Below are 24,463 nucleotides of genomic sequence, written 5' to 3'. Positions count from 1 at the left end.
GGTCGCGGGGAATACCGTCGTCACGGCCCGCCCCCTTGCACCCCCGGCCGCTCCGGTGCTCGGGCACCCGCCCCCTCGGACCCCCGGCCGCTGCGGTGCTCAGACACCCGCCGGCGTCGCGCCCCGGAAGGTCCGCCGGTAGGCGAGCGGCGTCACGCCGATGGCGGCGTGCAGGTGCTGCCGCAGCGAGGTGCCGGTGGCGAAGCCGACCTGCCCGGCGACGTCGTCCACCGCCAGGTCGGTGGACTCCAGGAGGTGCCGCGCCCGGGCGACGCGCTGCTGGATGAGCCACCGGCCCGGGCTCATGCCGACCTCTTCGCGGAAGCGGCGGGCGAACGTGCGCAGGCTCATGCGCGCGTGGCCGGCGAGTTCGGCCAGGGTCAGCGGCTCGTGGAGGTTCTCCAGCGCCCACTGGCGGGTGGCGGACGTTCCGTTCCCGGAGGTTCCGGGCACCGGCTGCTCGATGTACTGCGCCTGGCCGCCGTCCCGCCACGGCGGGACCACACAGGCGCGCGCCACCCGGTTGGCGACCTCGCTGCCGTGGTCCTCGCGTACGAGGTGCAGGCAGACGTCGACTCCGGACGCCGCGCCGGCCGAGGTCAGCACGTCGCCGTCGTCGACGAACAGGACGTCCGGATCCAGGTCGACCTGCGGGTACCAGTCGCGGAAGACGTCCGCGACGGCCCAGTGCGTGGTGGCCGGCCGGCCGTCGAGCAGCCCGGCGGCCGCGAGCAGGAAGGCGGCGGTGCAGATGGACACGATGCGGACGCCGGGCGGCACGGAAGCGAGCGCCGTCAGGACGGCCGCGGGCGCCTCCCGCTGGAGGCGGGAGGTGTCGAACGGCGGGAGGACGACGGTGTCGGCCGTACGCAGGATTTCCGGGCCGTGTTCGACGGTGACCGAGAAGTCGGAGTTGGTCCGCACCGGCCGCCCGTCGACGGTGCACGTCAGCACCTCGTACCGGCCGCCGGCCGCCCCGAAGACACGGCTCGGCATGCCCAGCTCGAACGGGTACACCCCGTCCAGAGCCAGTACGACCACACGGTGAGCGTTTCCCATGGCACGATCCTGTCGAAAGATGGCAATCATGCCATGGTACGGAACCCGGACCCCGGCGAGGCTGTACGTATGACGAACACCACCACCATGCGTGCCATCAGCCAGGACACCCACGGGACCGCCGACGTACTGAGGGAAGTTCGCGTGCCCCGGCCCGCTCCCGGCCCGAGCCAGATCCTGGTCGCCGTCCGCGCCGCAGGCGTCAACCCGACCGACTGGAAGCACCGCGCGCAGGGCCTCTTCCTCGACCGCCTCCCGCTCGTGCTCGGCTGGGACGTCTCCGGGGTCGTCGAGGCCGTCGGCTACGGCGTGACGGTCTTCAAGCCCGGCGACGAGGTCTTCGGCATGCTGCCGTACCCCTACGGCGTCGGGTCCCACGCCGAGTACGTGACCGCGCCCGCCCGCGCCTTCGCCCGCAAGCCCGCAGGCATCGACCACGTGCAGGCCGGCGCCCTGCCCCTCGCCGCCCTCACCGCCCACCAGGCGATCGTCGACACCGCCGCGGTCAGCGCCGGGCAGCGCGTCCTCGTCCACGCGGCCGCCGGCGGGGTCGGCCACCTCGCCGTCCAGATCGCCAAGTCCCGTGGCGCATACGTCATCGGCACCGCGAGCGCGGCCAAGCACGACTTCGTACGCTCGCTCGGCGCCGACGAGGTCGTCGACTACCGCACCGTCGACTTCGCCGAGGCCGTCCAGGACATCGACATGGCGCTCGACCCCCTCTCGGGCGACACCCGCACCCGCTCCCTGGACGTACTGCGCCCGGGCGGAATCCTCGTCTCGCTGCTGCCCGGAGAGGACCCGGAAGAGGCGCGGAAGGCGGCCGCGCGGGGCGTGCGCGTCGAGACCCTCCTCGTCGAGGCCGACCACGGCGGAATGAACGCGATCGCCGACCTGGTGGCGGCCGGCGCCCTGCGCGCCCACGTCGACGCCACCTTCCCCCTCGCCGAAGCCGCCAAGGCCCACGGCCTCGGCGAGACCGGCCGCACCACCGGCAAGATCGTGCTGGTGGTGGAGGAGACCCCGGCGGCCTGAACGGCCTGCCGGCAGGGACGGGGTGCGGACGGAGCACCCCGTCTCTCCAGCGCCCCCATAGGTGCCACATAAGGTTCGGTGTGTGAAGCATAGGAATACCGATGAGCCGGTACGTCCGCCCCAGCACGCGGGCGGGTCGCAACCCCCGGCGGATCTCAACCTCCTGCGTACCTTCCTCGCGGTGTACCGCGCCGGATCCTTCACCGCCGCCGCCCAGTTGCTGGGCCTCTCGCAGCCCACCGTCACCACGCAGATCCGCACGCTGGAACGGCAGACCGGGCGCGAGCTGTTCGAGCGGCTGCCGCGCGGCGTCGCGCCGACCCCGGTCGCGGACGAGCTCGCCACCCGGGTCGCCGCACCCCTGGACGCCCTGGCCGTCGCGACCGCGCCCGCCTCGCCGGACGACAGCCCGGCCGAGCCGGTACACCTGGCGGGCCCCGCCGAACTGCTGTGCACGCGTGTGCTGCCGGGGCTCGCCGGCCTCGTCGCCGACGGCGTACGGCTGCGCGTGACCACCGGCCTGACCGATCACCTGCTGGACGAACTGCGCGCCGGCCGGCACGACGTGGTGATCGCCACCACCCGTCCGCGCGGGCGGACCCTGGCCTCCGTGCCGCTGATGGACGAGGAGTTCGTCCTGGTCGCCGCCCCCGTCTGGGCCGACCGCCTCCGGGAGGGACTGGCCGCCGAAGGCCCGGCGGTCCTCAGCCCCGTACCCCTGGTCACCTACGCCGAGGACCTGCCCATCGCACGGCGCTACTGGCGTCACGTCTTCGGCAAGCGCCTGACCCGACGGGCCGCCGTCACGGTCCCCGACCTGCGCGGCGTCCTGTCCGCGGTCGCGGCCGGCGGCGGGTTCACGGTCCTGCCGCGCTACCTGTGCGCGGACGAACTCGCTTCCGGCGCTCTGGTCGCCCTGCACGAGCCCGACGACCCGCCCATCAACACCGCCTACCTCGTGCAGCGGCCCGGCGGTACGGAGAACCCGCACGTCACGCGCGTCCGCGACCAGGTGCTGCGGCTCGGCCGCACCTGGTGAGACCGGCGCACCGCCGACCCTCCGGACGCGCTCGGGCGCTCGGCGCCCGCACGGCGTCGGAGGCGACGCGCGGGAAGGCGTGACCTCGTCACTCGTTCTCCGCCGTGAAGATGCCGCGCCCGGGTGCGCCGGTTTGAATGGCGTCAGCCCGGTGCGTCGCCTCCTGGGCGCGGCATGGACGTCCACGGGCCGCGGTGGCGAGAGAACCGGTGGACGTCGGGAGAGCGCATGTCGATGCCGGAGCCGTCCGCCGGGTCCACCACGGCGCGGCGCCCCCGAGGGGCGCTGCGGCGGACCGGCGAATGGTGCGCCCGTCATTTCGTGATCGTGCTGGTCCTGTGGCTTGCGGCGCTGGCCGGCACACAGGCACTCAGCCGCACCCACGGGGGCGAGTACTCGGACGACTTCGCCCTGCCCGGCTCGCAGTCGCAGGACGGCCTCGCCGTGCTCAAGGCGCACGATCCGGCCGCCGGCGGCTACGGGGCCCAGATCGTACTGAACGACTCCGCCAAGCCGCTGAGCGACGTCAGTGACCAGATGGGCACCACGGTCGCGAACCTCAAGAAACTGCCGCACGTGCTGAGCGCGCAGAATCCGCTTCCCCCTCCCGGCACTCCGCCGCCCTCCGGCTCCAAGAACGTCGGCCCCCTGTCCACCGACGGGAAGACGGCGTACATCACCGTCCGGTTCGACGTGCAGCCCTCCACGCTCGGGTCGTCGTACCTGGACGGGGTGGACTCGGCCGTCGAGCCGCTGCGGGACGCCGAGGTGACCGTGGAGTACGGCGGACCCCTCGGGGAGCTGGCCCGGCCCGAGGCGGACGACCGCACCAGTGAGGCGATCGGCTTCGGCGTGGCGATCCTGGTGCTCCTGCTGGGCTTCGGCAGCGTCGTGGCGGCGGTGCTCCCGCTGGTGACCGCGCTCGTCGCCGTGATCTGCGGACTGGCCCTCCTCGGGCTGCTGGCGGCGGCATTCACGTTCGCGACGGTCTCCCCCACGCTCGCCACGATGATCGGTCTCGGCGTCGGGATCGACTACGCGCTCTTCCTGATCACCCGCCACCGCCAGAACCTGCTCGACGGGAAGGACCCCGTGACGGCGGCCGGTTTCGCGGCGGCCACCAGCGGCCGCGCGGTGCTGGTCTCCGGCTGCACGGTCGTCATCGCCCTGTCGGGCCTGTGGGTGTCGGGCATCAGCTTCATCGGCAAGCTGGGCCTGGCCGCCGCCGTCACCGTCGTCACGGCGGTACTCGGCGCACTCACCCTGGTCCCGGCGATGCTCGGGCTGACCGGCCGGCGGATCGACAGGCTCCGGGTGCGCCGTCCGGTCGCGGAGTCCGACGCCGGACCGGGCGGGGAGGCCCACGGCACGTGGCACCGCTACGCGCAGCGGGTGGAACGCCGCCCGTGGTGGTTCGCGGCGTCCGGAGTGGTGGTCCTGGCGGTCCTCGCCATTCCGCTGCTGTTCATCCAGCTCGGTCACATCGGTGACGGGGCGGACCCCAAGTCCTTCACGGACCGGCGCGCCTACGATCTGATGTCCTCGGCCTTCGGACCCGGGTCGAACGGTCCGATGACACTGGTCGTCGACCAGAGCGACGTCCCCCAGTCCGACCGGTCCGCCCTGGCCGACACCCTGCAGAAGGCCCTCGACGACGTGCCGGACGCGGCGCTGATCACTCCGCTGAGCCCCACGTCGGACGGCGACGTGCTGATCGGCACGGCGTACTCGGTGGCCGCCCCCCAGGACGAGAGGACCACCCGGCTCGTCAACCACCTCGTGGACGACGTCCTGCCCCAGGCGGTGTCCGGCACCGACGCCCGTACCTATGTGACCGGCACGACCGCAGCCCAGGTCGACTTCCTGGACATCGTGTCCAGCAGGCTGCCCCTGATCATCGCGGTAGTCGTCGGCCTGGCGTTCCTCGTCATCCTCGTCGTCTTCCGCGGCGTGCTCGTCGCCGTCAAGGCCGCCGTGCTGAACGTGCTGTCGATCGCGGCCTCGTACGGCGTGGTCGTGGCCGTGTTCCAGTGGGGCTGGGGCGGCCCGGCGCTCGGCGTGTCCGGCGACGTGCCGATCGAGAGCTACGTACCGATGATGATGTTCGCCATCGTCTTCGGCCTCAGCATGGACTACGAGATCTTCCTGCTCTCCCGTGTGCACGAGGCGTGGCTGCGCACGGGTGACCCGAAGGCGAGCGTCGCGCACGCCCTGGAGATCACCGCGCGGGTCATCACGTGCGCCGCGCTGATCATGGTGAGCGTCTTCGCGGCCTTCATCGTCAGCGACAACATCGTGGTCAAGATGCTCGGCCTGGGGCTCGCCGCCAGTGTGCTCATCGACGCCACCGTCGTCCGCCTGCTGCTCGTCCCTGCCGCCATGACCCTGCTCGGCAGGGCGGCCTGGTGGACACCGCGCTGGCTGGACCGCGTCCTGCCGCACGTGGACACCGAAGGCGAGGGAACGGCGGACACGGCGTCGTCCGGTTCGGCGGGCGGCGTTCGGGGCTCGGACGGGCGGTAGGCGAGCGGGCAGTTGCCGGGCGGGCGGACGGCCCGGCGGTGGGCGGCCGGGCGTCGTCCGGGCCGGCGGGGGCAGGGGGCGTCCGGCTCGGTGGGCGGACGCGCGGCGGGCGGCCGGTCGGGCGGCCGGTGGCTCGTCGGTCGCGGGCCGACTCCCCGCGGGCAGCCGTGCCGACGGTGCGACGGGAGGCGATGGGCGCGTCACCGCGCGGCCGCCGCCCGACGGGTCGTACGGCCCCGCGGCGCGCGCAACCGCCTCACACGGCGTGCTCCGGCCGGCGGGCGTCGGCGGCCGGGAGGGTGATCTCGAAGCGGCAACCCGCTCCCGTGTTCCGGACCGAGGCGTGCCCGGCATGGGCCTCGACGATGCCGCGCACGATCGCGAGCCCGAGTCCGGCGCCGGTGTCGCCGTGCCGCCGCTGTCCCCCCGCCGCCGCATGGGCGGTGGCCGGCACCTCGCCCGCGGCGTCACCCGCCGTGGAGGCGGGCGCGGCCGTGCCGCCGGCCGGTGGGGTACGCGCCTGGCCGCCGCGCCATCCGGTGTCGAAGACGCGCGGCAGGTCCTGCTCGGGGATGCCGCCGCAGCCGTCCTCGACCGCGAGCACGACCCGGTCGACCTCGCGGCGCGCGCTCACCGCGACGGTGCCGTCGGCCGGTGTCGCCCGGATGGCGTTGACCAGGAGGTTCCCGAGCACCCGCGTGATGCCCTGCCCGTCGACGCGGACCGGAAGCGGCGCGATGCCGCCGTCCAGCAGCCGCACCCCCCGCTCCTCCGCGAGCGGCCGGGCGGCTGCGAGGGCGTCGTCCACCAGGTCGTAGACCGACATGCGGGTCAGGGCCAGCTCCAGGGACCCGGCCTGGATGCGGGACAGCTCGAAGAGGTCGTCGACCATGCCGGTGAGCCGTTCGACTTCGGTGCGGATGCGGGCGTGGTAGCGGCCCGGTTCGGGTACGACGCCGTCCTCCAGGGCCTCCGCCATCGCGCGCAGCCCGGCCAGGGGGGTGCGCAGGTCGTGCGAGATCCAGGCGATCAGTTCCCGTCGCGAGGCGTCCAGTGCCCGCTCGCGCGCCTGCGCGGCCTTCAGCCGGGCCGCTGTCTCCTCCAGGGCGGCGGCCAGCGCGGCGAGTTCGGCGGTGGGCGGGTCCGCGGGCGCCACGAAGCCGGTCTCGCTGCCGACGGTGAGCGCGGCCGCCGCCAGTTCGCGGCTGCCGGCGGCGATCCGGCGTCCGAACAGCAGCGCGGCGCCCAGCGAGACGGCGCCCGACACGGCGACCACGATCAGCACCACGCGGAAGTCGTGGCCGGACAGGAACATCTCCAGCGCCACCGCGACCGTGCCCGCCGCCATCGCGACGACGGCGAGCGCGGCGACGGCGAACATCGACAGGACGACCGACCGGCGGCGCAGCAGGGTGACGGCGGGGGCGGCGAGGAGGCCGGCGAGCAGGGCGCCGAGCGCCGCGAGGGCGACGATGATCAGCATGTCGATCACGGCTGGAGGCCCCCGTCCCGGGCCGCCGTGTCCGCCGGCGGGTCGAAGCGGTAGCCGGCGCTCCATACGGTGCTGATGAGCTTCGGTGCGGCCGGGTCGTCCTCGACCTTCTCGCGCAGCCGGCGGACGTGGACGGTGACGGTCGACGCGTCGCCGAACTCCCATCCCCAGACCTGCCGCAGCAGTTCCTCGCGGGAGAAGACCCGGCCCGGGTGGCGCAGCAGGAAGACCAGGAGGTCGAACTCGCGCCCGGTGAGCGCCAGTTCCTGGCCGCCGCGTTCGGCGCGCCGGGCGACCGGGTCGGCGGCCAGGTCGCCGGCCCGCAGGGCCGCCGAGGCGGCGACGGGCGGTGTCGCCTCGGAGCGGCGCAGAACGGAGGCCACTCTCAGCACCAGTTCGCGGGGGCTGAAGGGTTTGGCCATGTAGTCGTCCGCACCGAGTTCCAGGCCGAGGATGCGGTCCGCCTCCTCGCCGCGCGCGGTCAGCATCACCACCGGAAGCGGCGGCCCGCCGCCCGCCCGCAGCCTGCGGAACACCTCCAGGCCGTCCAGGCCGGGCAGCATGAGGTCCAGGACGACAAGCTGGGGCCGCAGGGCGGCGGCCATGTCGAGCGCGGCGAGGCCGTCGGCGGCGTGGGCGACGTGGTAACCGGCGCGGGTGAGGTAGCCGGTGACGACCTCGGCGACGGTCGGATCGTCCTCGACGACGAGGACGCGGCGGGCGGGGGCGGCGGCGGGGCGGGTGTTCAACGGGTCAGCTCGTCACCGGGGCGAGGTCGGCGGCGCCGAAGGAGACCGAGAACCGCTTGCACCACAGCACGGCGCTGTGGAACTTCGACAGGTCCGTGCCGGGCGGGACGGCGTAGTTCTGGTTGCCCAGGTTGCCCTTGAGCTTGCCGAGCTGGACGGCCCCCTCGCCCAGCCCCGCCTCCACCGCGTCGGCGTCCCGGGTCGACAGGTAGACCCGTACGTCCGGTCCGTCCGAGGTCTTGAGGTCCTCGAGCCGCAGCACCTGCCCGCCATCGGCGAGCCGGACCGTGCGGGCCGTGCCGCTGGTGCCGTGCTCGTGGGTGACGAAGCCGCCCTCGGCGAGGTCCAGGGGCCCCGTGTCCTTCGCCGCCGGCTCCTTGCTCTCGCCACCGGCCTCGTCCGGCTTCTCCGGCGCGGCCGCGGGTTCTGAGGCGGTCGGAAGGGCCTCGTTCACCGTGGTCTCGGTGAACGCCTTCCAGGGCTGGAAGAGGTACAGCCCGATGCCGGCGGCAACCACCAGCACCAGAAGGGCGGGCACGACGACACGGCGGGACACACGGGACACCTGGACCTCCTGCGGGACGAGCGGGGCGACCGCGATCGGCCGGGCCCCATCATGCCCTCAGCAAACAGGAGGCCGCCCCGCCGGTACACCGGCGGGCGTCCCCCGTAAGACACCGGTAATCACGTCCCGGTGCAGGATGACGTCATGACCGCCGACGGGAATGCGGAGTTCCCCGGGGCGCTTCGGCGGTGGGCCTCCTGCGGCACGCCCGTCCCGGTATTCGTCGCGGGCGGTCGGCCGGGCTGCGCGATGCCGGCCGGCCCCGGCGAGTCCCTCCGACGCTCCCGCCGCCTCAGGGCTCGCGGCGCTTCGCGGCGGCGGCGGCCGCGCGTGCGGCGGGCAGCAGCGCGCGCAGGTACCGGCGGCGGAAGTGGCCCTGCGCGAGCAGCAGCAGCGGGAAGAGCACGCGCCACGGTCCGGAGGGTGCCGGACGGGTCAGGGAGCGGAGCGTGAAGGAGACCGTGCCGTCGGACGCCCGGTGGACGACGAACGCCTCCTCACCGCAGATCGGATGCCCCGGCCCGGTCCCGTACGCGAAGCCGCACCGGTCGGGCCGGTCCACGACCGCGACGACCCGTACCGGTTCGTGCACCGCGACGGGCCCCCGGGCGGCGGTGATCCGGTACGCGGCTCCCTCGGCCACCCGCTCCCCGGCCCCGGGGCCCGGCGTGACGGCGAAGCCGCTGCGGCGCTTCACGCCCCACCGCAGTACGGCGTCGGCCGCCGCCCGCCAGTCGGCGTCGCCGTGCCCGATGACGACCGTGTGTTCGTACCGCCGGAACGTGCCGTCCGTCGGCGGCCACGCCGCGTCGCCGGGGCACGTGGCTCCCGCCGGAGCGTAGGTGAGAGCGCCGGCCGGCGGGGTGCCGCCCCGGGGGCGGCGGGCCGTCGGGTCACCGCTGGTCATGGGGCTCCTGGGGCGTCGGGGGGCGGAGTGCGGCCGGAGGTCGGCCTCCGCCGGGGACACCGAGAGCCTACTGAGAGCCGGCGGGCCCGCGACGCTCGGCCCGGCCGGTCGGCCTCACGCGGGACGGTCCGGGGCACTCCCCCGTGGCTAGGCGTGTCTGCCGAGCAGTTCGGCCAGGCCGCGCCGGGTGGCGGCGAGGACGACACGGTCCTGCGGCTGGAGGACGTAACCGGGATGCAGGTCCCAGATGAGCCCCGTCGGATGCTCGTCGCCGTCGGCCGCGCGGGGTGCGGCAAGGTCGGGGCGCCGGTCGGCGGGGGCGGTGGTGTCGAGGGCGAGGACGCGCCAGAAGCCGGGCCGGAAGGCTTCCGCGATGGTACGGCCCTCCAGTTGCGGATGACCGGCCACCACCAGGGCGGCGAAGACCAGCACCTTGCGCTCCACCGGTATGGCGCCAAGAATCTGACGCCCCATCATGGCGCCGGCGAAGGCCGGGGCGGCCAGGTGGGAGACGCTGCGGCTGCGGGTGAGTGCGCGCGGGTGGGCGACGCGCAGCGTCCGGTAGACGGCGGTGGCGAAGTCGTCGTCGTACAGCCTCAGCGACACATGGAGGTCAGGGCGGACCGTGCGGGCGTAGAGGGCGGCCTCCAAATTCGTGGTGTCGGAGCTGGTCAGGGCGAGCAGGGCGTGCGCGCGGTGGATCTTGGCCGCTTCCAGTACGCCCTCCTGGGTCACGTCGCCGATCACGGTGGGCACGCGCAGGCGGCGGGCGAGTGCGATGCCGCGCGCCTCCGGGTCCTCCTCGACGCACACGACGGGGATGTGGAGGTCGCGCAGTTGCCCGAGGACCCGGGTGCCGATCTTGCCGAGTCCCAGGAGGACGACGTGGCCCGAGAGCCCGCGCGGCGGGCGGCGCAGGGCGGAGGCGCTGCGCAGTACGCCGAGCGCCTCCAGGGACGCGGCGATGAGCAGGGGCAGCAGCGCCAGGCCCACCAGTCCGGACAGCAGTTGCAGGACCTGGCGCGCCGGGCGCTCGCCCAGCGCGGGTTCGTTGATGGAGAACAGGTCCAGCAGCGTGATGTAGGAGGCGTGCAGCGGTCCCTCGTCGGTGACGACGGCGGACGCCACGGTCAGGGCCACGACGGCGAGTGCGCCGGCGGCGAGCGACCACCGCAGGCGGCGCGAGAACAGTTGCGCCAGGGGTACGCCCCGGCCGGAGAGGCGGCCGGCCGACGGGAGCGGACCGGTGTGGGTGACGGTTTCGAGGACGACCGTGCCCCGCCCGGTCGCCGCGGCGACGGTACGGGGGTCGGGCAGGAGCTGCGGCCCCGACGTCCCGCTTGCCTCCGATCCCTCCTGTCCGGCCGGGTCGGTCGCGGTGGCGGAGAGGAGGGCGAGCGTGCACAGGCCGGGTTCGGAGACCTCGCCGGGCGCCGGCGGGGTGCGCTCCACCGCACGCAGGAGGAACCCGTCGGCATGGACGACCTTGCTGGTGCCCACGACGGCGCTGGCGGCCAGGGCGGGCGCGGCCGTGTCGGCGTCCGACAGCACGGTGGTCGACGCGTCGAGGGCGGCCGGGTCCAGATCCGGGAGGGTGACCAGGGCCGCCTGGTCGAGCAGTTCTTCCAGGTGCTGGCCGAGTTTGCGGTTGTAGAGGCGGATCACCAGCCTCAGCCCGGGGTTGAGCCGTCGGGCCGCGAGCGCGGCCCTGATGTTCGTCTCGTCGTCGTCGTACACGAGCGCGAGCGCGGCGGCCCGGCCGATCCCGGCCGTCGCCAGTACGGAGTCGGTCGGCTCGGGGGCTTCCAGCACCGCCAGGGGCGCGGAGCCGACAGGATGGGACGCCGACCGGGCGAGCACGGTCGACACGCGCCCCAGGAGCACGGATCCGCGGCTCTGCGCCGGCACGGTGAGCCGCGTCCCGAGGGCCGCGCCGCCGGCGGGGCCGACGAGCGTGACCCGCTCCCGGTACACGTGGCGCAGTTCGGAGGCGAGCCGCACGGCCAGTGCGTCGTCGCCGCAGACAACCATGTGGCCGGACTCTCCGGGCAGTTGGGGCTGGGGAGTGAGCTGAGACATGAGGACAGCCTGCCTGGTACGCCGCAAGCGTGCCGAGGCGAGGTCGGGCACGGGGAGCGGCGGGTCGGCGCAGGCGGGGCAGGCCGCGGGCGTGGGACGCGGCAGGTTGCGCGGCGTGGGACGGGCGGCAGGGTTACGCGGCGTGCGACGGGCGGCAGGCTTCGGGGCGCGCGTACGCGGTGGCGTTGCACGGCGTACGGCAACGATTCGGGGCGCGCGGGATACGGCGGGCCCCTGCGGCAGCCCAGCCGCCCCGCGAGGCCGCGGCGGTCGGCCGTCGGCGGGGTCGCGCCGACGCGGGGAGTGAGCGGAGCCGGTGGTCACGCCGCGCGCGGGGTGCCCAGGATGGCGGACAGCGCCGAGTGCACCGGCCTGCCGTCGAGCAGCCGCGCGAGTTCCTCGACGCCGTGCTGCCGCTGGAGCGGGCGGAGTGAGACGTACCGCTCGATGCGCGCGTTGAACGTCCGCCGGAACGTCCCGTACAGCTCTTCGTCCTCCAGGACGCGGCCGGCCAGCAGCACGAGGGCCGCCGTGCCGGCGAAGTCGTCCTCCGGCAGCGCGTGGTGCGGCGCCACGTCCGCGAACCGCGCCCCGCCACGGCCGAACAGCGTGCCGTCCAGTGCGCGCAGGGTGAACACATGGGCGTAGTGCTGCTCGTGGATCGCCAGGGGCAGCCGCCCGAGGGCGATCGACTCGTGGAGTGCCGTGAGCCCGGGCGCCAGCAGGTAGTCGGGCGTGCTCGCCACCACCTGGAGCAGCTCGCGCTGCCGCAGGAAGCGGCAGTCGGCCTGCCGCCCGGCGGCCCGGACCGTCCGCTCGCGGCCCGGGCCGAACGGGCCGCCGCAGACCAGGACGCGCGGGAACCGGGGCCAGTCGCGCAGCAGATCGGGGATCCACCGGTGCAGCAGCCGCAGGTAGTCGTTGTTGATGTCGAAGTCCAGCAGGAAGTTCTTGAACCCCCCGACGTTGATCAGCAGGTCGTACTCCGGCCCGGCGGCGCGGACGACGCTCCGCAGCCCTTCCACGTCGACGATCGAGCCGGTCCGGTACAGCGCGGGACCGGCGCCGAGGGCGGCGAACTCGGCCGCCCGCTCGGCGACACCGGGGAAGTTCTGCACGACGCTGTGCGTGGCGAGCAGGTGCGCCGCGACGACCCGCTCGTGCGGAGAGAGGTCCGCGAGGTGCTTGTCGGCGGAGGCGAAGCAGGAGCGCGGCATGGTCGCGCAGAGCTCCCGGACGGCCGGCAGCGGCCGTGTGAGCTGCCAGAAGCTGAACAGGCTGTCCACCATGGTGACGGGCCGCCGCGCCACCACGGACCGGAGGACCAGGTCGGCGTCCATGACCGAGACGACGTGGTCACCGCCGCGCAGCAGGTCGTCGATCACCGCCGCTGCGGCCCTCTCCGGCATCCCGCCGGTGTCGTACAGGTCGTCGAACGCCTCGGGGTTGCGCCGGGCGAAGGCGGCGGCGACGCCGTCGCCGACGAAGACGCGCTCGTGCCCCTTGAGCAGCCGCGATACGGCGACGAGTTCAGCGGCGGGCCCGAAGCCGCAGTTCTGGGCCCCCATCACGATCCGCACGTCACTGTCCCCCGCCGGTGGCGCCACCCGGACAGGCCGCCGCGCCGGGTACGGCGGCGAGGACCTCGACGAGCCGCTCGGCGAAGTCGGCGGGGTACCTCGCATAGCCGACGTGTCCGCCGGGGAACAGCTCCGGTTCGCGGCCGAACCGGCGGGCGAGGTCGAGCGTGGGACGGTGGACGAGGTCGTCGCGCGAGGCGTGGCCGCCGGCCCACACCACCCGGTCCGCGACCTGCGCGAGTGCGGCGAGGTCGGGGACGAACCGGGTGAACGGCCGGACGAAGTGGCCCAGGAAGAAGGCGGTGTTGTCGTGCACTTCGGGGAGGGCCGGGGCGGGCCGGCCGCCGTGCAGGGCCTGGAGCTTGACGAGGGCCGGCACCATGCCCTCGCGGTGATAGGTGCGGCAGATGTCGTCCAGGAGCGCGAGGTGGCGTTCGGCGTCCGGGAGGATGCTGAGGACGGGCGGTTCGTGGGCGATCGTCAGGCGGATCCTGTCCGGATGGCGGATCGTGAGTTCCAGCGCGACGAGACCCCCCGAGCAGCTTCCGAAGACGTGCACCGGCTCGTCCGGTGCGGCGAGGTGCTCGACCAGCCGGTGGGCGTCGTCCGTGTGCTCCTCGACCCGCTGGTCCACCGGGGGTCCTTCGAGCACGCTGCGTGAGTTGCCGCGTGGATCGTACGTGACGACGCGGTGGCCCCCGGCCAGGACGGCGGCCAGGCGCTTGAACACGGACGCGTCGGAGTTGCCTCCGCCGATGAGCAGCAGGAACGGCCCCTCACCGCGTACTTCGAAATAGATCCGGGCGCCCGGTACCGCGAGCGTCCCGCTGTGTGTTGGGTCCATCTCACTCCCGTGCCGCAACCGGCGTGATGTCTCAGCGTCACACACCGGACACGCACCATGCAGAGCGCGCGGAGGCCGCCGCCGTCCACTGCGTACGCCTCCGGGGGCACTTGTGCTCCTCACTGCGCCCGTGCGCCCGTCTCACCGGCAGACGCACCGGGCATACCGCTCACTGCGCTCACGACGGCGGGAGCGGCGGCGGCGACGGAAGGAGTCCCGGTTGAGGGGCATCGACACAGCGCGAAGGATCCTCCGCGACCTCGGCATCCGTGAGGAACTGCTGCACGAGGACGCGCGGTTGCGCGCCGATCTCGCGCTCGACTCCGTCGATCTGACGCAGCTTCAGGTCGAACTGGCCGACCGGTTCGCCGTCCGCGTCGACCTGTGGACCGAGCACGACTACACCGTGCGGCAGCTCGCGGACGCCGTCGGCGATCACGGGCCGGGTGCGGGGGCCGGCGCCGAGTACCGGGATCGCGGCTGGTGGCGGCCGGAGTTCCTCGACGAACTCGTCCTGGGTACGCGCGCGCATCCCGGCCACCGTGCCGCGCTGGTGGGCGCCGGCCGCGCGTTCACCCGGGCCGAACTGGACGCAGCGGTGTCGGGGTGCGCCGCCCGGCTCGCGCACACCGGGATCCGCGCCGGCGAGACCGTGCTCGTACAGCTGCCGAACCAGGCGCAGTTCGTCGTTCTCGTGCTGGCGCTGATCCGGCTCGGTGTGCGACCGGCTCTCGCGCTCCCCGCCCTGCGCGAACACGAACTGGGGCCCGTTCTCGACGCGTTGGCCCCGGCGGCGCTCGCCGTACCGGCCCGGCATCAGCGCTTCGACCACCTGCGGCTCGCGGAGAGGCTCCGGGAACGGCATCCGTCCGTACGCACCCTGCTGGTTTCCGGCGCCGAGGGGCCGGCCGGCGGCCACGTGGACCTCGACCGGTGCGTCGAAGCCCGTGAGCCGGCGCCCGCGCGGGTGGACCGGCGGCCCTCGGACACCGCCCTGTATCTGCTGTCGAGCGGGACCACGGGCGCGCCCAAGCCCATCGCCCGCACCCACGAGGCGCTCGGGCACGTGATCCGTACCTCCGCGGCGGTCTCGGGGCTGACACCGGACTCGGTGTTCCTCGCCGTCCTGCCCGTGACGCACGGCTTCGCCTTCTCCAGTCCGGGTTTGCTCGGCACGCTCGCCCGGGGAGGGAAGGTCGCGCTCGCCGCGCCGGACGACGCGGCCGCGGCCCTCGCGCTGATCGAGCGCGAACGCGTCACGCACTGCGCGCTCACTCCCGCGCTCGCCCGGCAGTGGCTCACCGCGCGTGCCGCCCTGGGCGGCCGCGACCTGTCGAGTCTGCGCGTCCTCCAGGTCGGCGGGGCCCGCCTCGACGAGTCCACGGCGAAGCGGCTGGCCGGCGTCTTCGACTGCCGGATCCAGCAGGTGTACGGCATGAGCGAGGGACTGCTGAACTTCACCCGGCTCGACGATCCGCCCGAGGTCGCGTTCACCACGCAGGGGCGGCCGTCCTCGCCCGGCGACGAGATCCTGGTGGTGGACGGCGAGGGCCGGTCCGTCGCCGACGGGGAGACCGGCGAAATCCTGGCCAGGGGACCGGGCGTCATCACTGCCTACCACGGGGGCGCGGCGGCCGCGTCGTTCACCGCCGACGGCTTCTACCGCACCGGCGACCTCGTGCGCCGCCTCCCCTGCGGCAATTTCGTGGTCGCCGGCCGCCTCAAGGACGTGATCAACCGCGGTGGAGAGAAGATCCCGGCGGACGAACTGGAGGCGCTGGTGCTGACGCACCCCGGGGTACGGGCCGCCGCGGCCGTCGCGATGCCGCATCCCGTGCTGGGCGAAGCCGTCTGCCTGTACGTCGTCGGCGGTGACGAGGGAGCGCCGTCGCTGCGGGAGATCCGCGGGTTCCTGGAGAGCAGCGGGCTGGCGAGGTTCAAGCTGCCCGAACGCCTCGTCGAGGTGGACGGGCTTCCTCTGACCGCCGTCGGCAAGACCGACAAGGCGCGGCTTCGCGAGGACGTCGGGGCCCGGGTTGCGGACGGGCGCTGACGTGGCCGGCGGACGCGCGGGGGCCGGCGGCCTCGCCCTCGGCGGCGGGGCGGGGTCCTGTCCGGTCCCCGCCCCGCCGCGTCGGCCGGCCTGATCGCCGTACGGCGGCGGGCCGGGCGGCGGGCGGTATCACCGCGTGGGTTCAGCCGCCGTACCCGCCGGGGCGTCCGCCCGCGCCAGGACGCTCGGCCACCAGGCACGGGGGCCGATGTCGACCACCAGCGCCGGCACCAGCAGGGAGCGGACCACGAGGGTGTCCAGGAGCACACCGAAGGCCACGATGAACGCGATCTGCGCCAGGAAGGCCAGGGGGATCACCATCAGGGCGGCGAACGTCGCCGCGAGGACCACGCCCGCCGAGGTGATCACCCCGCCCGTCGTGGCGAGGCCGCGCAGCACGCCCCGGCGGGAGCCGTGGACGAGTGCTTCCTCCCGTACCCGGGACATCAGGAAGATGTTGTAGTCGACGCCGAGCGCCACCAGGAACACGAACCCGTAGAGCGGCACCGACGCGTCGGTGCCGCTGAAGCCGAGGAGGTGCTCGAAGACGAGCGCCGACACCCCGAGCGTCGCGAGGAAGTTGAGCGCGACCGTCGCCACCAGCAGCACGGGGACCAGCAGCGAGCGCAGCAGCAGTATCAGGATCAGCAGGATGACGGCGAGGACGACCGGCACGATGACCAGCCGGTCGCGGGCGGCCGTCTGCTGTGTGTCGTACTGCTGCGCCGTGTAGCCGCCGACGAGGGCGTCTGCGCCTTTCACCGCGTGCACGTTCGCACGCAGCCGTTCGACCGTGTCCTTGGCGGCGTCGCTGTCGGCGGCGGCCTCCAGGGTGGCGTCGATGCGCAACCGGCCGTCCACGACGAGCGGTTGCCCGGCGCCCGGCCGGCCGGACGCCGAAACGGCGGCGGCCGACGCCACACCCTCGGTGCTCCGTGCGGCAGCCGTCACCTCCGCGGCACTACCGGCGTCGGCGATGATCACCGCGGGGTTTCCCGAGCCGCCCGGAAAGTGCCTGCCGAGGTTCTCCTGGGCCGCCACGGAGGGGGCGTCGTTGACGAAGATCTCGTCGAGCGGAACCCCCTTGGACGACAGCGCCGGGGAGAACGCGGCGAACGCCGTCAGGACGAGGGCGGTGGTGACCCACACGCGGCGCGGCCGGCGGTCGACCAGCGCGGCGACGCGGCGCCACACGCCGTGGCCCTCGGCGTCGGCGTCCGACGGCTTCGGCCGGGCCGGCCAGTACGCGGCACGGCCGAGCAGCGCCAGTACGGCCGGCAGGAACGTCAGGGTGGACAGCACGGCGCAGACGATGCCGATCGCGCCGACCGGGCCGAGCGCGCGGTTGTTGGTGAGGTCGCTCGCGAGCAGGGCCAGCAGCCCGAGCGCCACGGTCGCGGCGCTCGCCGTGACGGCGCCGAACGAGCGGCGCACCGCGGCCAGCGCGGCGGCCGCCCGGTCCTCCCGTACCGCGAGTTCCTCCCGGAAGCGGGCGGCCAGCAGCAGGGCGTAGTCGGTGGCCGCGCCGATGACCAGGATGGAGAGGATGCCCTGCACCTGGCCGTCCACCCGCACGACGTCCCGGTCCGCCAGCGCGTAGACCACGGCGCAGGCCAGTCCGAGCGCGAAGACCGCCCCCAGGATGATGACGAACGGCAGCAGCACACTGCGGTAGACGAGCAGCAGGATCAGCAGTACGGCGCCGAGCGCCACACCCAGCAGCAGACCGTCGATGCCGGCGAACGCGTCCGACAGGTCGGCCTGGCTCGCCGCCGGTCCGGCGATGCGCGCGGTCGAGCCCGGTACGCCGCCCGCCGCCTCGCGCACCGCCCCGAGGACGTCGGGCAGTTCCTCCCCCAGGTCCGGTCGCAGCTGGACGACGGCCTGCATCGCCGCGCCGTCCTTCGACACGAGGGCGGGCGACGGCCGCCCGACGACTCCGGGCCGCCCCGCCAGCTCCGCGACGGCCCTCGTCGCGGCGGACCGCTGGTCCCGGGTGACCGGGCCACCGTCCACCGTCCACACCACGACGGCGGGGACCGTCTCCGCCCGGTCGAACGCCCGGCGGGCCTCCAGCACCCTGGTGGACTCCGCGCTGCGCGGCAGGAACGCGGCCTGGTCGTTGGTGGCCACCTCGCCCAGCTTGCCGGCGTACGGGCCGAGGGTGCCGCCGATGCCGAGCCAGACGATCAGGAGCGCTACGGGGACTAGCCATCGGGCCCAGCGCGGTGTGCTTCTCATGAGGATCCCAAGCGACGTGAACGAGTTATGTCAGCCATCAAGTATGTCAATGGTCGAGATACCTTATCCTGGTGCGATGAGCAGCGCCGGCACCCCCTCCCCCCCACTTCCCTCCGAGGACCCCGTCGGGTTGCAGGAGTTCGCCGTACTGCTGCGCCGCCTGAACGGCGAGTTCAACCGCATCGCCCAGGAGTTCGCCCAGGCCCAGGGGTTGCACCTGACCGACGTGCAGGCCCTGATCGCGGTCCTCGACGGGGACGGCGACGACGAGGGGCCCATGACGCCCGGCCGGCTGCGCAAGCGCCTGAACCTCACGTCGGGCGCCATGACCGCCTGTCTCGACCGCCTGGAGAAGACCGGTCACATCCGGCGCGTCCGGGCGGCCGACGACCGCCGGGTGGTCCACCTGCACTACGCCGAGGCGGCCAGGAAGGTGGCCCGGGACTACTTCTCTCCTCTTGCCCGCGGCACCGACGCCGCACGCGGCCGTTTCACCCCCGACGAGCTGAGGGTCGTCGTCCGCTTCCTGGCCGAGATGAACCGAGAGCTGTCCCTCCTGCGCCGGTAGGGGCCCGGCCGGATCCGCCGGCCGGCAGTGCCGACCGGGCGCGGAGCGGCCCCTGTTGGCGTCCGCGCGGGACCCTCGCCCTCCGTCCCGCGCACTGCAAGGGATTCCCCTCTTACCCGGCGGCGGGGGTGTCTGACATGTTGCGTTCACCCCCTACACGTTTTCGTCCCCGGCGGCCCCATCGGCGTGCCGGGACTCGGAGGACGCATTGAGACGTCACATATCCAGCCGGCTCCAGGCCCCCGTGGTCGCCGCCGTCGCCCTCGGAGCCACGCTGGCTCTCGCCGCTCCGGCCGCGGCCGTCGCCGCGGCCCCCCGGGCCGACGCCGCCACCACCGCCGCCTGGGCCGCCGGCACCCGGGCCCACCTCGTGATCACCACCCCCGGGGACACCAGCGCCGTACGGACGGCGATCACCGCCAACGGCGGTTCGGTCTTCGCCGCGTACGACGCGATCGGTGTGATCGTCGCGCACTCGGCCTCGACCGGTTTCGCCCCGGCCATGCGGAGCGTCGCCGGAGTGCAGCAGGTCGGCGCGACCCGCACCTCCGACGTCCCGGCCGACGCGTACAACCCCGCGCTGCCGGCGAACCCGACCCAGTCGGCGACCACGCTCACCGAGAGCCTGAACCGCTGGGACATGACCCAGATCAAGGCGGACCAGGCGTGGGCCGTGACGACCGGCTCCGCGTCGGTCAAGGTCGGCGTGCTGGACACGGGCGTGGACGACCAGCACCAGGACATCGCCCCGAACTTCAACGCCGCCGACTCCGTCTCGTGCGCCTACGGCAAGGCGGACACCCGTACCGGGGCCTGGCGTGACGTCGGCACGCACGGCACGCACGTCGCCGGCACCATCGCGGCCGCCAAGAACAGCAAGGGCGTCGTCGGTGTGGCGCCGGGGGTCAAGGTCTCCTCGGTCCGCATCGCCGAGCCGGGCAGCAGCCTGTTCTTCGCCGAGAACACCATCTGCGGATTCATGTGGGCCGGCGACCACGGCTTCAAGGTCACCAACAACAGCTACTACACGGATCCCTGGCAGTTCAACTGCCCGGACAACGCCGACCAGGCGGCCATCATCGAGGGCGTCAAGCGCGCCCAGGAGTACGCGGAGCGCAAGGGCTCGCTCCAGGTCGCCGCGGCGGGCAACTCCAACCTCGACCTCGCGAACAAGACGGTCGACACGGAGAGCCCGAACGACTCCACGCCCGTCACCCGGACGATCACCAACGCCTGCCTCGACATCCCGACCGAGCTGCCGGGCGTCGTGACCGTCGCCGCCATGGGCAAGGGCAACGTGAAGGCGTCGTACTCCAACTACGGCAACGGCGTCATCGACATCGCCGCCCCCGGCGGCGACGGCACGTCAGGTGTCTACTCGACGCTCCCGGGCGGCAAGTACGGCAACATGAACGGTACGTCGATGGCCTCCCCGCACGTCGCCGGCGTCGCCGCGCTGCTGGCCAGCGTCAACCCGACCGCGACCCCGGCCGACCTTCGCTCCAGGCTCGGCGTCCAGGCGACCGACACGGCCTGCCCCTCGGACAGCCGCTGCACGGGCACGACCACCAAGAACGGCTTCTTCGGCGAGGGCCAGACCGACGCGCTGAAGGCCGTCGGCAGCACTCCCCCGCTCCCCGGCGCGTACTTCGAGAACACCGCGGACGTCACGATCGCCGACAACGCGACCGTCGACAGCCCCCTCGCCGTCTCGGGCGTGACCGGCAACGCGCCGGCCACCCTCAAGGTGGGCGTGGACATCAAGCACACCTACCGCGGTGACCTCGTCGTGTCCCTGGTCGCGCCGGACGGCACGGTGTACGTCCTGGAGGACTTCGCCAACAGCGACGGCACGGACAACGTGGCGAAGACGTACACGGTGAACGCCTCCTCCGAGGTCGCCAACGGCGCCTGGAAGCTCCGTGTCCGCGACATCGCGTCCCAGGACACCGGCAGGATCGACGCCTGGAACCTGACCTTCTGATCCGGTTCCGCCCCGTCGCGCCGCCGCGCGCCCCGCAGTCCGGGGCGCGCGGCGGTGTTTCGGCGGGCGCCCCGGATTCTCCGCGACCACGGCCGGCAACTCGCCCCGCCGGAGCATGGGATAGCTTGTTCGACGCTCTGCACTTCCATGCATGCCAAGGACGGGGAACCGCGTGTCCATCAGCAATCAGAAGGTGTCCGCACACTCGTTCCTGCGGGCCATGTACGCGGACAGCTATTTCCCGGACCGGGTGGTGGACCAGGGCAAGGCGATCCTCCTCCGGCTGTGCGAGCGCATCGAGACGGACCCGCCGGCCGATCTGGCCGCGCTCTACGTCCTGACGCAGGCCGCCACGGAGGAATTCAACGCGCTGGAGACCGAGTTCGAGGCCGCGGGCTGTGCGATCGAGACCACTGCCCGCGAGGAGATCGCGGAGAACTTCTGGTTCGTCGCGCACGCCTACGGCTTCGGTGACGCGGACGTGGAGAAGCTGATCGCCACCCGGGAGTGGTGAACCCCGCGGGTCAGCCGTGAGTCGGCAGGCCCGGCGGTCCGGTCGGCGCGGTCGCGGTTACGCGGCCACGTCACCCGTCGGTGCTTCGGTGGTGGGCTCGGCGCGGGCACCGCTGCGTGGCACCAGTCGCAGATGGCGTGGGCGGGCGTGGCGCGGCGCTTCGGCGGGGGTGAGCATCCGGTCCTCGTAGCGGCCCATGAGGACGATCAGGCCCAGGAGGAACGGCGGGAGAAGCAGAGCGATGGCCAACACGACGGCTCCCTGGGGAGAAATCCGGTTTCTCTTCGCATTGCCGCATATCGCCGTCGCACCGCCCGGGAGTGTGACGGTCGTGTGACCGTTTGACGCACACGCGCCCGGCCCCGCACACGGGCTCACCCGCCCGGCGGCTCGTACAGCGGTCGCATCCGCTCCCAGCACTGGCGCAGATGCGCTTCGGCTTCGTGCACCACCCGCGATCCCCTGGCGGCCGACGCGTACGTACGCCCTGCGCCGTCCGGCGGCAGACCGGCGAACGCGCGGGCGGCGAGCGACCTCGCCCCGGCGACGGGGGGTGCGCCCCGCCGGGCCGTGGGGGCCGTGCTCGCGGCCTGGTTCCGCGTCGCCCACCAGCGGCCGAAGAGCACGACGGCGGTCACGGCGGCGGCGAGCAGCGCGCACCCGTTCCGGAGGTGTTCCAAGTCCCTGCACCACCCTGTGGATCACGACTGGGGACCGGCGCCGTGCCGACGCCCGCCCTCGCCCCCGGACACGTCGTCCCGAGGCCCCGCGCCATGTACCCACCTACCCGCCGGTCATGCCTCCCGGCTCACCGGTCGGACGGGGCGGTGAAGCCGCCGGACGGGGATTCGGGCGGCGGTGGCGTCGAGCTGGCGTAGCGCCCGGCCGGTTCCCGCAGGTGAGCGCGGAGTTCCGGCGGGCCGGCCACCGTGAAGTCGTGCCCGGGCAGCCCGAGGTGCGGGGCGAGCGAGGCCGGCGAATCGGCGCCGGCCTCCAGCACACACGTTCCGGCGTCGATCGCCTCTGCGGCGGCATGGCCGCCCCGGCGGCGAGCCGGTATCCGCCGGCGGCCCCCCTGGTGGCGTCGAGCATGGGCGGCACTCTGCCCTGCCATTACGAACGTATCTTTCCTGTACCCGTCCTAGAGTCGTCCCCATGGAGACCAACAGCAACGCCGCAGCTGTGAACCCCTCGCACGCCGACGCCGCCGGTGCGGAGATCCGGCCCTTCCGGATCGACATCTCCCAGGCAGACCTCGACGACCTGCGTTCCCGACTGCGCCAGGCCCGCTGGGGCGCCGGCGTCCCGGGCGTGGACGGCTGGGAGCGGGGTGTCCCCGTCGCGTACCTGAAGGAACTGGCCGCCTACTGGGCCGACGGCTTCGACTGGCGCGAGGCGGAGGCCCGGCTGAACCGGTTCCCCCAGTACGTGACCGAGATCGACGGGCAGAACATCCACTTCGCGCACGTGCGGTCGGCCGATCCGCAGGCCCTGCCGCTGCTCCTCGTGCACGACTGGCCCGGCTCCTTCGTCCAGTTCGCCGACGTCGTCGAGGCGCTGTCACGGAGGTTCCACGTCGTCGTCACCTCGACGCCCGGCGTGGGCTTCTCCACGCCGCTGTCCTCCACGGGCTGGAACACCGGCCGTATCGCCGGGGCCTTCACCGCACTGATGGCCCGCCTCGGTTACGACCGCTACGGCGTGCAGGGCAACGGCGGCGGCGCCTGGATCGCCGGCGAGATGGCCAGGACGGCCCCCGAGCACGTGGTGGGCGTGCACGTGAACGGCCTGGTCACCTTCCCCTCCGAGGACCCCGCCGACTTCGCGGGCCTGACGGAGGCCGAGCAGGCCCGGCTCCAGCGCCTCCAGGACTTCCGCGACGACAAGATGGGTTTCAACGCCATCCAGTCGACGCGCCCCGAGACGGTGGCCCACGGGCTGCACGACTCGCCGGTGGGCCAGCTCGCCTGGATCGTGGAGAAGTTCAAGGAGTGGACCGATCCGGCGAACGAACTGCCCGAGGACGCCGTCGACCGCGACACCCTGCTGACGAACGTGAGCCTCTACTGGTTCACCGGCAGCGCCGGCCCCTCGGCCCACCTGTACTACGAGATGGCCCACGACCCGGCCGCCTGGGCACCGAAGGCCGCCGGAACGGTGCCGACCGCCGTGGCCGTCGCCCTGCCGACCGACGTGGCGATCCGCCGGTTCGCCGAGCGGGACCACCACGTGGTGCGCTGGACCGAGTTCGAGCGCGGCGGCAACTTCCTGTCCCTCGAACAGCCGCAGCTCCTGATCGACGACGTCGTGGAGTTCTTTGCGAGCCTGCCCAAGGGCGCGTAGGCCGGGGCGCCCGCGGCGGCCCGGTCCGTGCCCGCGGTCCCTCCCCAGGGCGGGGAGGGACGTGCCGGCCGGCCGGTCGTGGGACGCGCGCCCGGGTCAGCCGTCCGTGGCCGGGTCAGCTGTCAGCGCCGTCCGGCGCCTCCCAGCGCAGCAGGTCTCCCGGCTGGCATTCGAGGACTTCGCAGAGCGCGGCGAGCGTCGCGAAGCGCACCGCCTTGGCGCGGCCGTTCTTGAGCACCGCCAGGTTGGCGGGCGTGATCCCGACACGGTCCGCGAGCTCGCCGACGGACATCTTCCGCCTGGCCAGCATCACGTCGATGTCGACGGCGATCGGCATCAGATCACCTCGTCGAGTTCGGCCTGCATCTGCGCCGCCTCGACATCACGTGCCACGGCCTGGGCGAGCAGCATCCGCAGTACGAGCACGATGAGCGCGACCCCCAGCACCGCCACGCCGGCCCCGCCGATCAGCAGCACGATGCCCGGGGCCACGGCCTCGCCCGGCGCCAGGACCACCCCGAGCGCGAACACGACGAGAGCGGCCGCGACGACCGCGCCGATCACCACGTCGACGTACCGGAAGGCCGCGTGGGAGAACACCGTTCCGCGTCGCACCATCGTCACCAGCCGCCACACGCAGACCAGCACGACCTGCACCGTCAGGACGCCGAGCACCGCAATCACGAGGAGCGGGGTGCGCAGGTACGCGTACTCCGGCTTGAGCCCCTCCATGTCGATGGCCAGCAGCGGCACCATCACCGCCTGCACGAACACCGAACCGGCGAGCAGCGCCACGAGCACGGCACGCAGCGCCAGCACTGTCAGCTTCCCCATCATCTCTCCCTCGATCGACCTACGATGGTAATCTATCGATTCTCGATAGGTAGA

22 protein-coding genes are annotated in these 24,463 nt (G+C 73.5%); 8 read left to right on the top strand and 14 right to left on the bottom strand.

What is annotated here, in order from left to right; all coding sequences use genetic code 11:
• Positions 1-99: 99 nt before the first annotated feature.
• The gene (locus ACWGH0_RS06685) at positions 100-1,059 is read right to left on the bottom strand and encodes a GlxA family transcriptional regulator (RefSeq protein ID WP_453403060.1); all 960 of its coding nucleotides are present in this window, start codon (positions 1,057-1,059) and stop codon (positions 100-102) included.
• A gap of 69 nt (positions 1,060-1,128) precedes the next feature.
• Here ACWGH0_RS06685 and ACWGH0_RS06680 point away from each other — a divergent pair, with 69 nt between their 5' ends.
• The 3 genes from ACWGH0_RS06680 (at position 1,129) to ACWGH0_RS06670 (ending at position 5,656) form a co-directional block, all read left to right on the top strand.
• The gene (locus tag ACWGH0_RS06680) at positions 1,129-2,094 is read left to right on the top strand and encodes an NADP-dependent oxidoreductase (RefSeq protein ID WP_453403059.1); all 966 of its coding nucleotides are present in this window, start codon (positions 1,129-1,131) and stop codon (positions 2,092-2,094) included.
• An 82-nt stretch (positions 2,095-2,176) separates the two neighbouring features.
• Positions 2,177-3,133 carry a LysR family transcriptional regulator gene (locus tag ACWGH0_RS06675; RefSeq protein WP_453403058.1) on the top strand — a complete coding sequence of 319 codons (957 nt, stop codon included), beginning with the start codon at positions 2,177-2,179 and terminating at the stop codon, positions 3,131-3,133.
• Positions 3,134-3,361: 228 nt separating this feature from the next.
• Positions 3,362-5,656: an MMPL family transporter gene (locus ACWGH0_RS06670; protein ID WP_453403057.1), complete on the top strand. Its 2,295-nt coding sequence runs from the start codon at positions 3,362-3,364 to the stop codon at positions 5,654-5,656.
• A 256-nt stretch (positions 5,657-5,912) separates the two neighbouring features.
• Here the strand turns inward: ACWGH0_RS06670 and ACWGH0_RS06665 are convergent, their stop codons facing one another.
• The 7 genes from ACWGH0_RS06665 to ACWGH0_RS06635 form a co-directional block, all read right to left on the bottom strand.
• A complete protein-coding gene (locus ACWGH0_RS06665; RefSeq protein ID WP_453403056.1) occupies positions 5,913-7,148 on the bottom strand; it encodes a sensor histidine kinase in 1,236 nt (411 codons plus the stop codon).
• Positions 7,145-7,897, bottom strand: a complete 753-nt coding sequence (locus tag ACWGH0_RS06660) for a response regulator transcription factor (protein ID WP_453403055.1) — start codon at positions 7,895-7,897, stop codon at positions 7,145-7,147. Before ACWGH0_RS06660 ends, ACWGH0_RS06665 begins: the two co-directional genes overlap by 4 nt.
• Positions 7,898-7,901: 4 nt before the next feature.
• A complete protein-coding gene (locus ACWGH0_RS06655) occupies positions 7,902-8,462 on the bottom strand; it encodes a DM13 domain-containing protein (RefSeq protein WP_453403054.1) in 561 nt (186 codons plus the stop codon).
• Positions 8,463-8,754: 292 nt separating this feature from the next.
• Positions 8,755-9,369: a DUF1990 family protein gene (locus ACWGH0_RS06650; RefSeq protein WP_453403053.1), complete on the bottom strand. Its 615-nt coding sequence runs from the start codon at positions 9,367-9,369 to the stop codon at positions 8,755-8,757.
• A 147-nt stretch (positions 9,370-9,516) separates the two neighbouring features.
• Positions 9,517-11,448, bottom strand: coding sequence for an NAD-binding protein (locus ACWGH0_RS06645; protein WP_453403052.1), 1,932 nt, complete (start codon positions 11,446-11,448; stop codon positions 9,517-9,519).
• A gap of 320 nt (positions 11,449-11,768) precedes the next feature.
• Positions 11,769-13,028, bottom strand: a complete 1,260-nt coding sequence (locus ACWGH0_RS06640) for a hypothetical protein (RefSeq protein ID WP_453403051.1) — start codon at positions 13,026-13,028, stop codon at positions 11,769-11,771.
• Position 13,029: 1 nt separating this feature from the next.
• Positions 13,030-13,872, bottom strand: a complete 843-nt coding sequence (locus ACWGH0_RS06635; protein WP_453403050.1) for an alpha/beta fold hydrolase — start codon at positions 13,870-13,872, stop codon at positions 13,030-13,032.
• 220 nt (positions 13,873-14,092) lie between these two features.
• Here ACWGH0_RS06635 and ACWGH0_RS06630 point away from each other — a divergent pair, with 220 nt between their 5' ends.
• Complete coding sequence (locus tag ACWGH0_RS06630; protein WP_453403049.1) at positions 14,093-15,925, top strand: AMP-binding protein; 1,833 nt, start codon at positions 14,093-14,095, stop codon at positions 15,923-15,925.
• Between the two features lie 129 nt (positions 15,926-16,054).
• On the opposite strand, the gene ACWGH0_RS06625 is transcribed toward ACWGH0_RS06630, so the two are convergent.
• On the bottom strand, positions 16,055-18,166 hold the full coding sequence (locus ACWGH0_RS06625; protein ID WP_453403048.1) for an MMPL family transporter: 2,112 nt from the start codon (positions 18,164-18,166) through the stop codon (positions 16,055-16,057).
• Between the two features lie 76 nt (positions 18,167-18,242).
• Between ACWGH0_RS06625 and ACWGH0_RS06620 the strand changes: the two genes are divergently transcribed.
• The 3 genes from ACWGH0_RS06620 (at position 18,243) to ACWGH0_RS06610 (ending at position 21,232) form a co-directional block, all read left to right on the top strand.
• The gene (locus ACWGH0_RS06620; RefSeq protein WP_453403047.1) at positions 18,243-18,734 is read left to right on the top strand and encodes a MarR family winged helix-turn-helix transcriptional regulator; all 492 of its coding nucleotides are present in this window, start codon (positions 18,243-18,245) and stop codon (positions 18,732-18,734) included.
• Positions 18,735-18,942: 208 nt separating this feature from the next.
• Positions 18,943-20,718 (top strand): S8 family peptidase, encoded by a 1,776-nt coding sequence (locus tag ACWGH0_RS06615; protein ID WP_453403046.1) that lies wholly within the window; start codon positions 18,943-18,945, stop codon positions 20,716-20,718.
• Positions 20,719-20,890: 172 nt separating this feature from the next.
• The gene (locus tag ACWGH0_RS06610; protein WP_453403045.1) at positions 20,891-21,232 is read left to right on the top strand and encodes a DUF5713 family protein; all 342 of its coding nucleotides are present in this window, start codon (positions 20,891-20,893) and stop codon (positions 21,230-21,232) included.
• Between the two features lie 57 nt (positions 21,233-21,289).
• On the opposite strand, the gene ACWGH0_RS06605 is transcribed toward ACWGH0_RS06610, so the two are convergent.
• From ACWGH0_RS06605 to ACWGH0_RS06595, 3 genes are all read right to left on the bottom strand, one after another.
• Complete coding sequence (locus ACWGH0_RS06605) at positions 21,290-21,484, bottom strand: hypothetical protein (protein WP_453403044.1); 195 nt, start codon at positions 21,482-21,484, stop codon at positions 21,290-21,292.
• A gap of 122 nt (positions 21,485-21,606) precedes the next feature.
• Complete coding sequence (locus tag ACWGH0_RS06600) at positions 21,607-21,912, bottom strand: hypothetical protein (protein WP_453403043.1); 306 nt, start codon at positions 21,910-21,912, stop codon at positions 21,607-21,609.
• Positions 21,913-22,040: 128 nt separating this feature from the next.
• Complete coding sequence (locus ACWGH0_RS06595; protein WP_453403042.1) at positions 22,041-22,346, bottom strand: hypothetical protein; 306 nt, start codon at positions 22,344-22,346, stop codon at positions 22,041-22,043.
• Positions 22,347-22,387: 41 nt separating this feature from the next.
• Between ACWGH0_RS06595 and ACWGH0_RS06590 the strand changes: the two genes are divergently transcribed.
• Positions 22,388-23,575, top strand: a complete 1,188-nt coding sequence (locus tag ACWGH0_RS06590; RefSeq protein ID WP_453403041.1) for an epoxide hydrolase family protein — start codon at positions 22,388-22,390, stop codon at positions 23,573-23,575.
• A gap of 115 nt (positions 23,576-23,690) precedes the next feature.
• Here ACWGH0_RS06590 and ACWGH0_RS06585 read toward each other — a convergent pair whose 3' ends face one another.
• Both ACWGH0_RS06585 and ACWGH0_RS06580 read right to left on the bottom strand, forming a co-directional pair.
• Positions 23,691-23,912, bottom strand: a complete 222-nt coding sequence (locus ACWGH0_RS06585) for a helix-turn-helix domain-containing protein (protein WP_453403040.1) — start codon at positions 23,910-23,912, stop codon at positions 23,691-23,693.
• A complete protein-coding gene (locus ACWGH0_RS06580; protein WP_453403039.1) occupies positions 23,912-24,409 on the bottom strand; it encodes a DUF2975 domain-containing protein in 498 nt (165 codons plus the stop codon). The genes ACWGH0_RS06585 and ACWGH0_RS06580 overlap by 1 nt, the downstream gene beginning before the upstream one ends.
• Positions 24,410-24,463: the final 54 nt, after the last annotated feature.

It is taken from the genome of Streptomyces sp. NPDC054887 (assembly GCF_053610585.1).
Note: the sequence above shows the minus strand (reverse complement) of the source record. Positions and strands in the feature narration are given on the sequence as shown.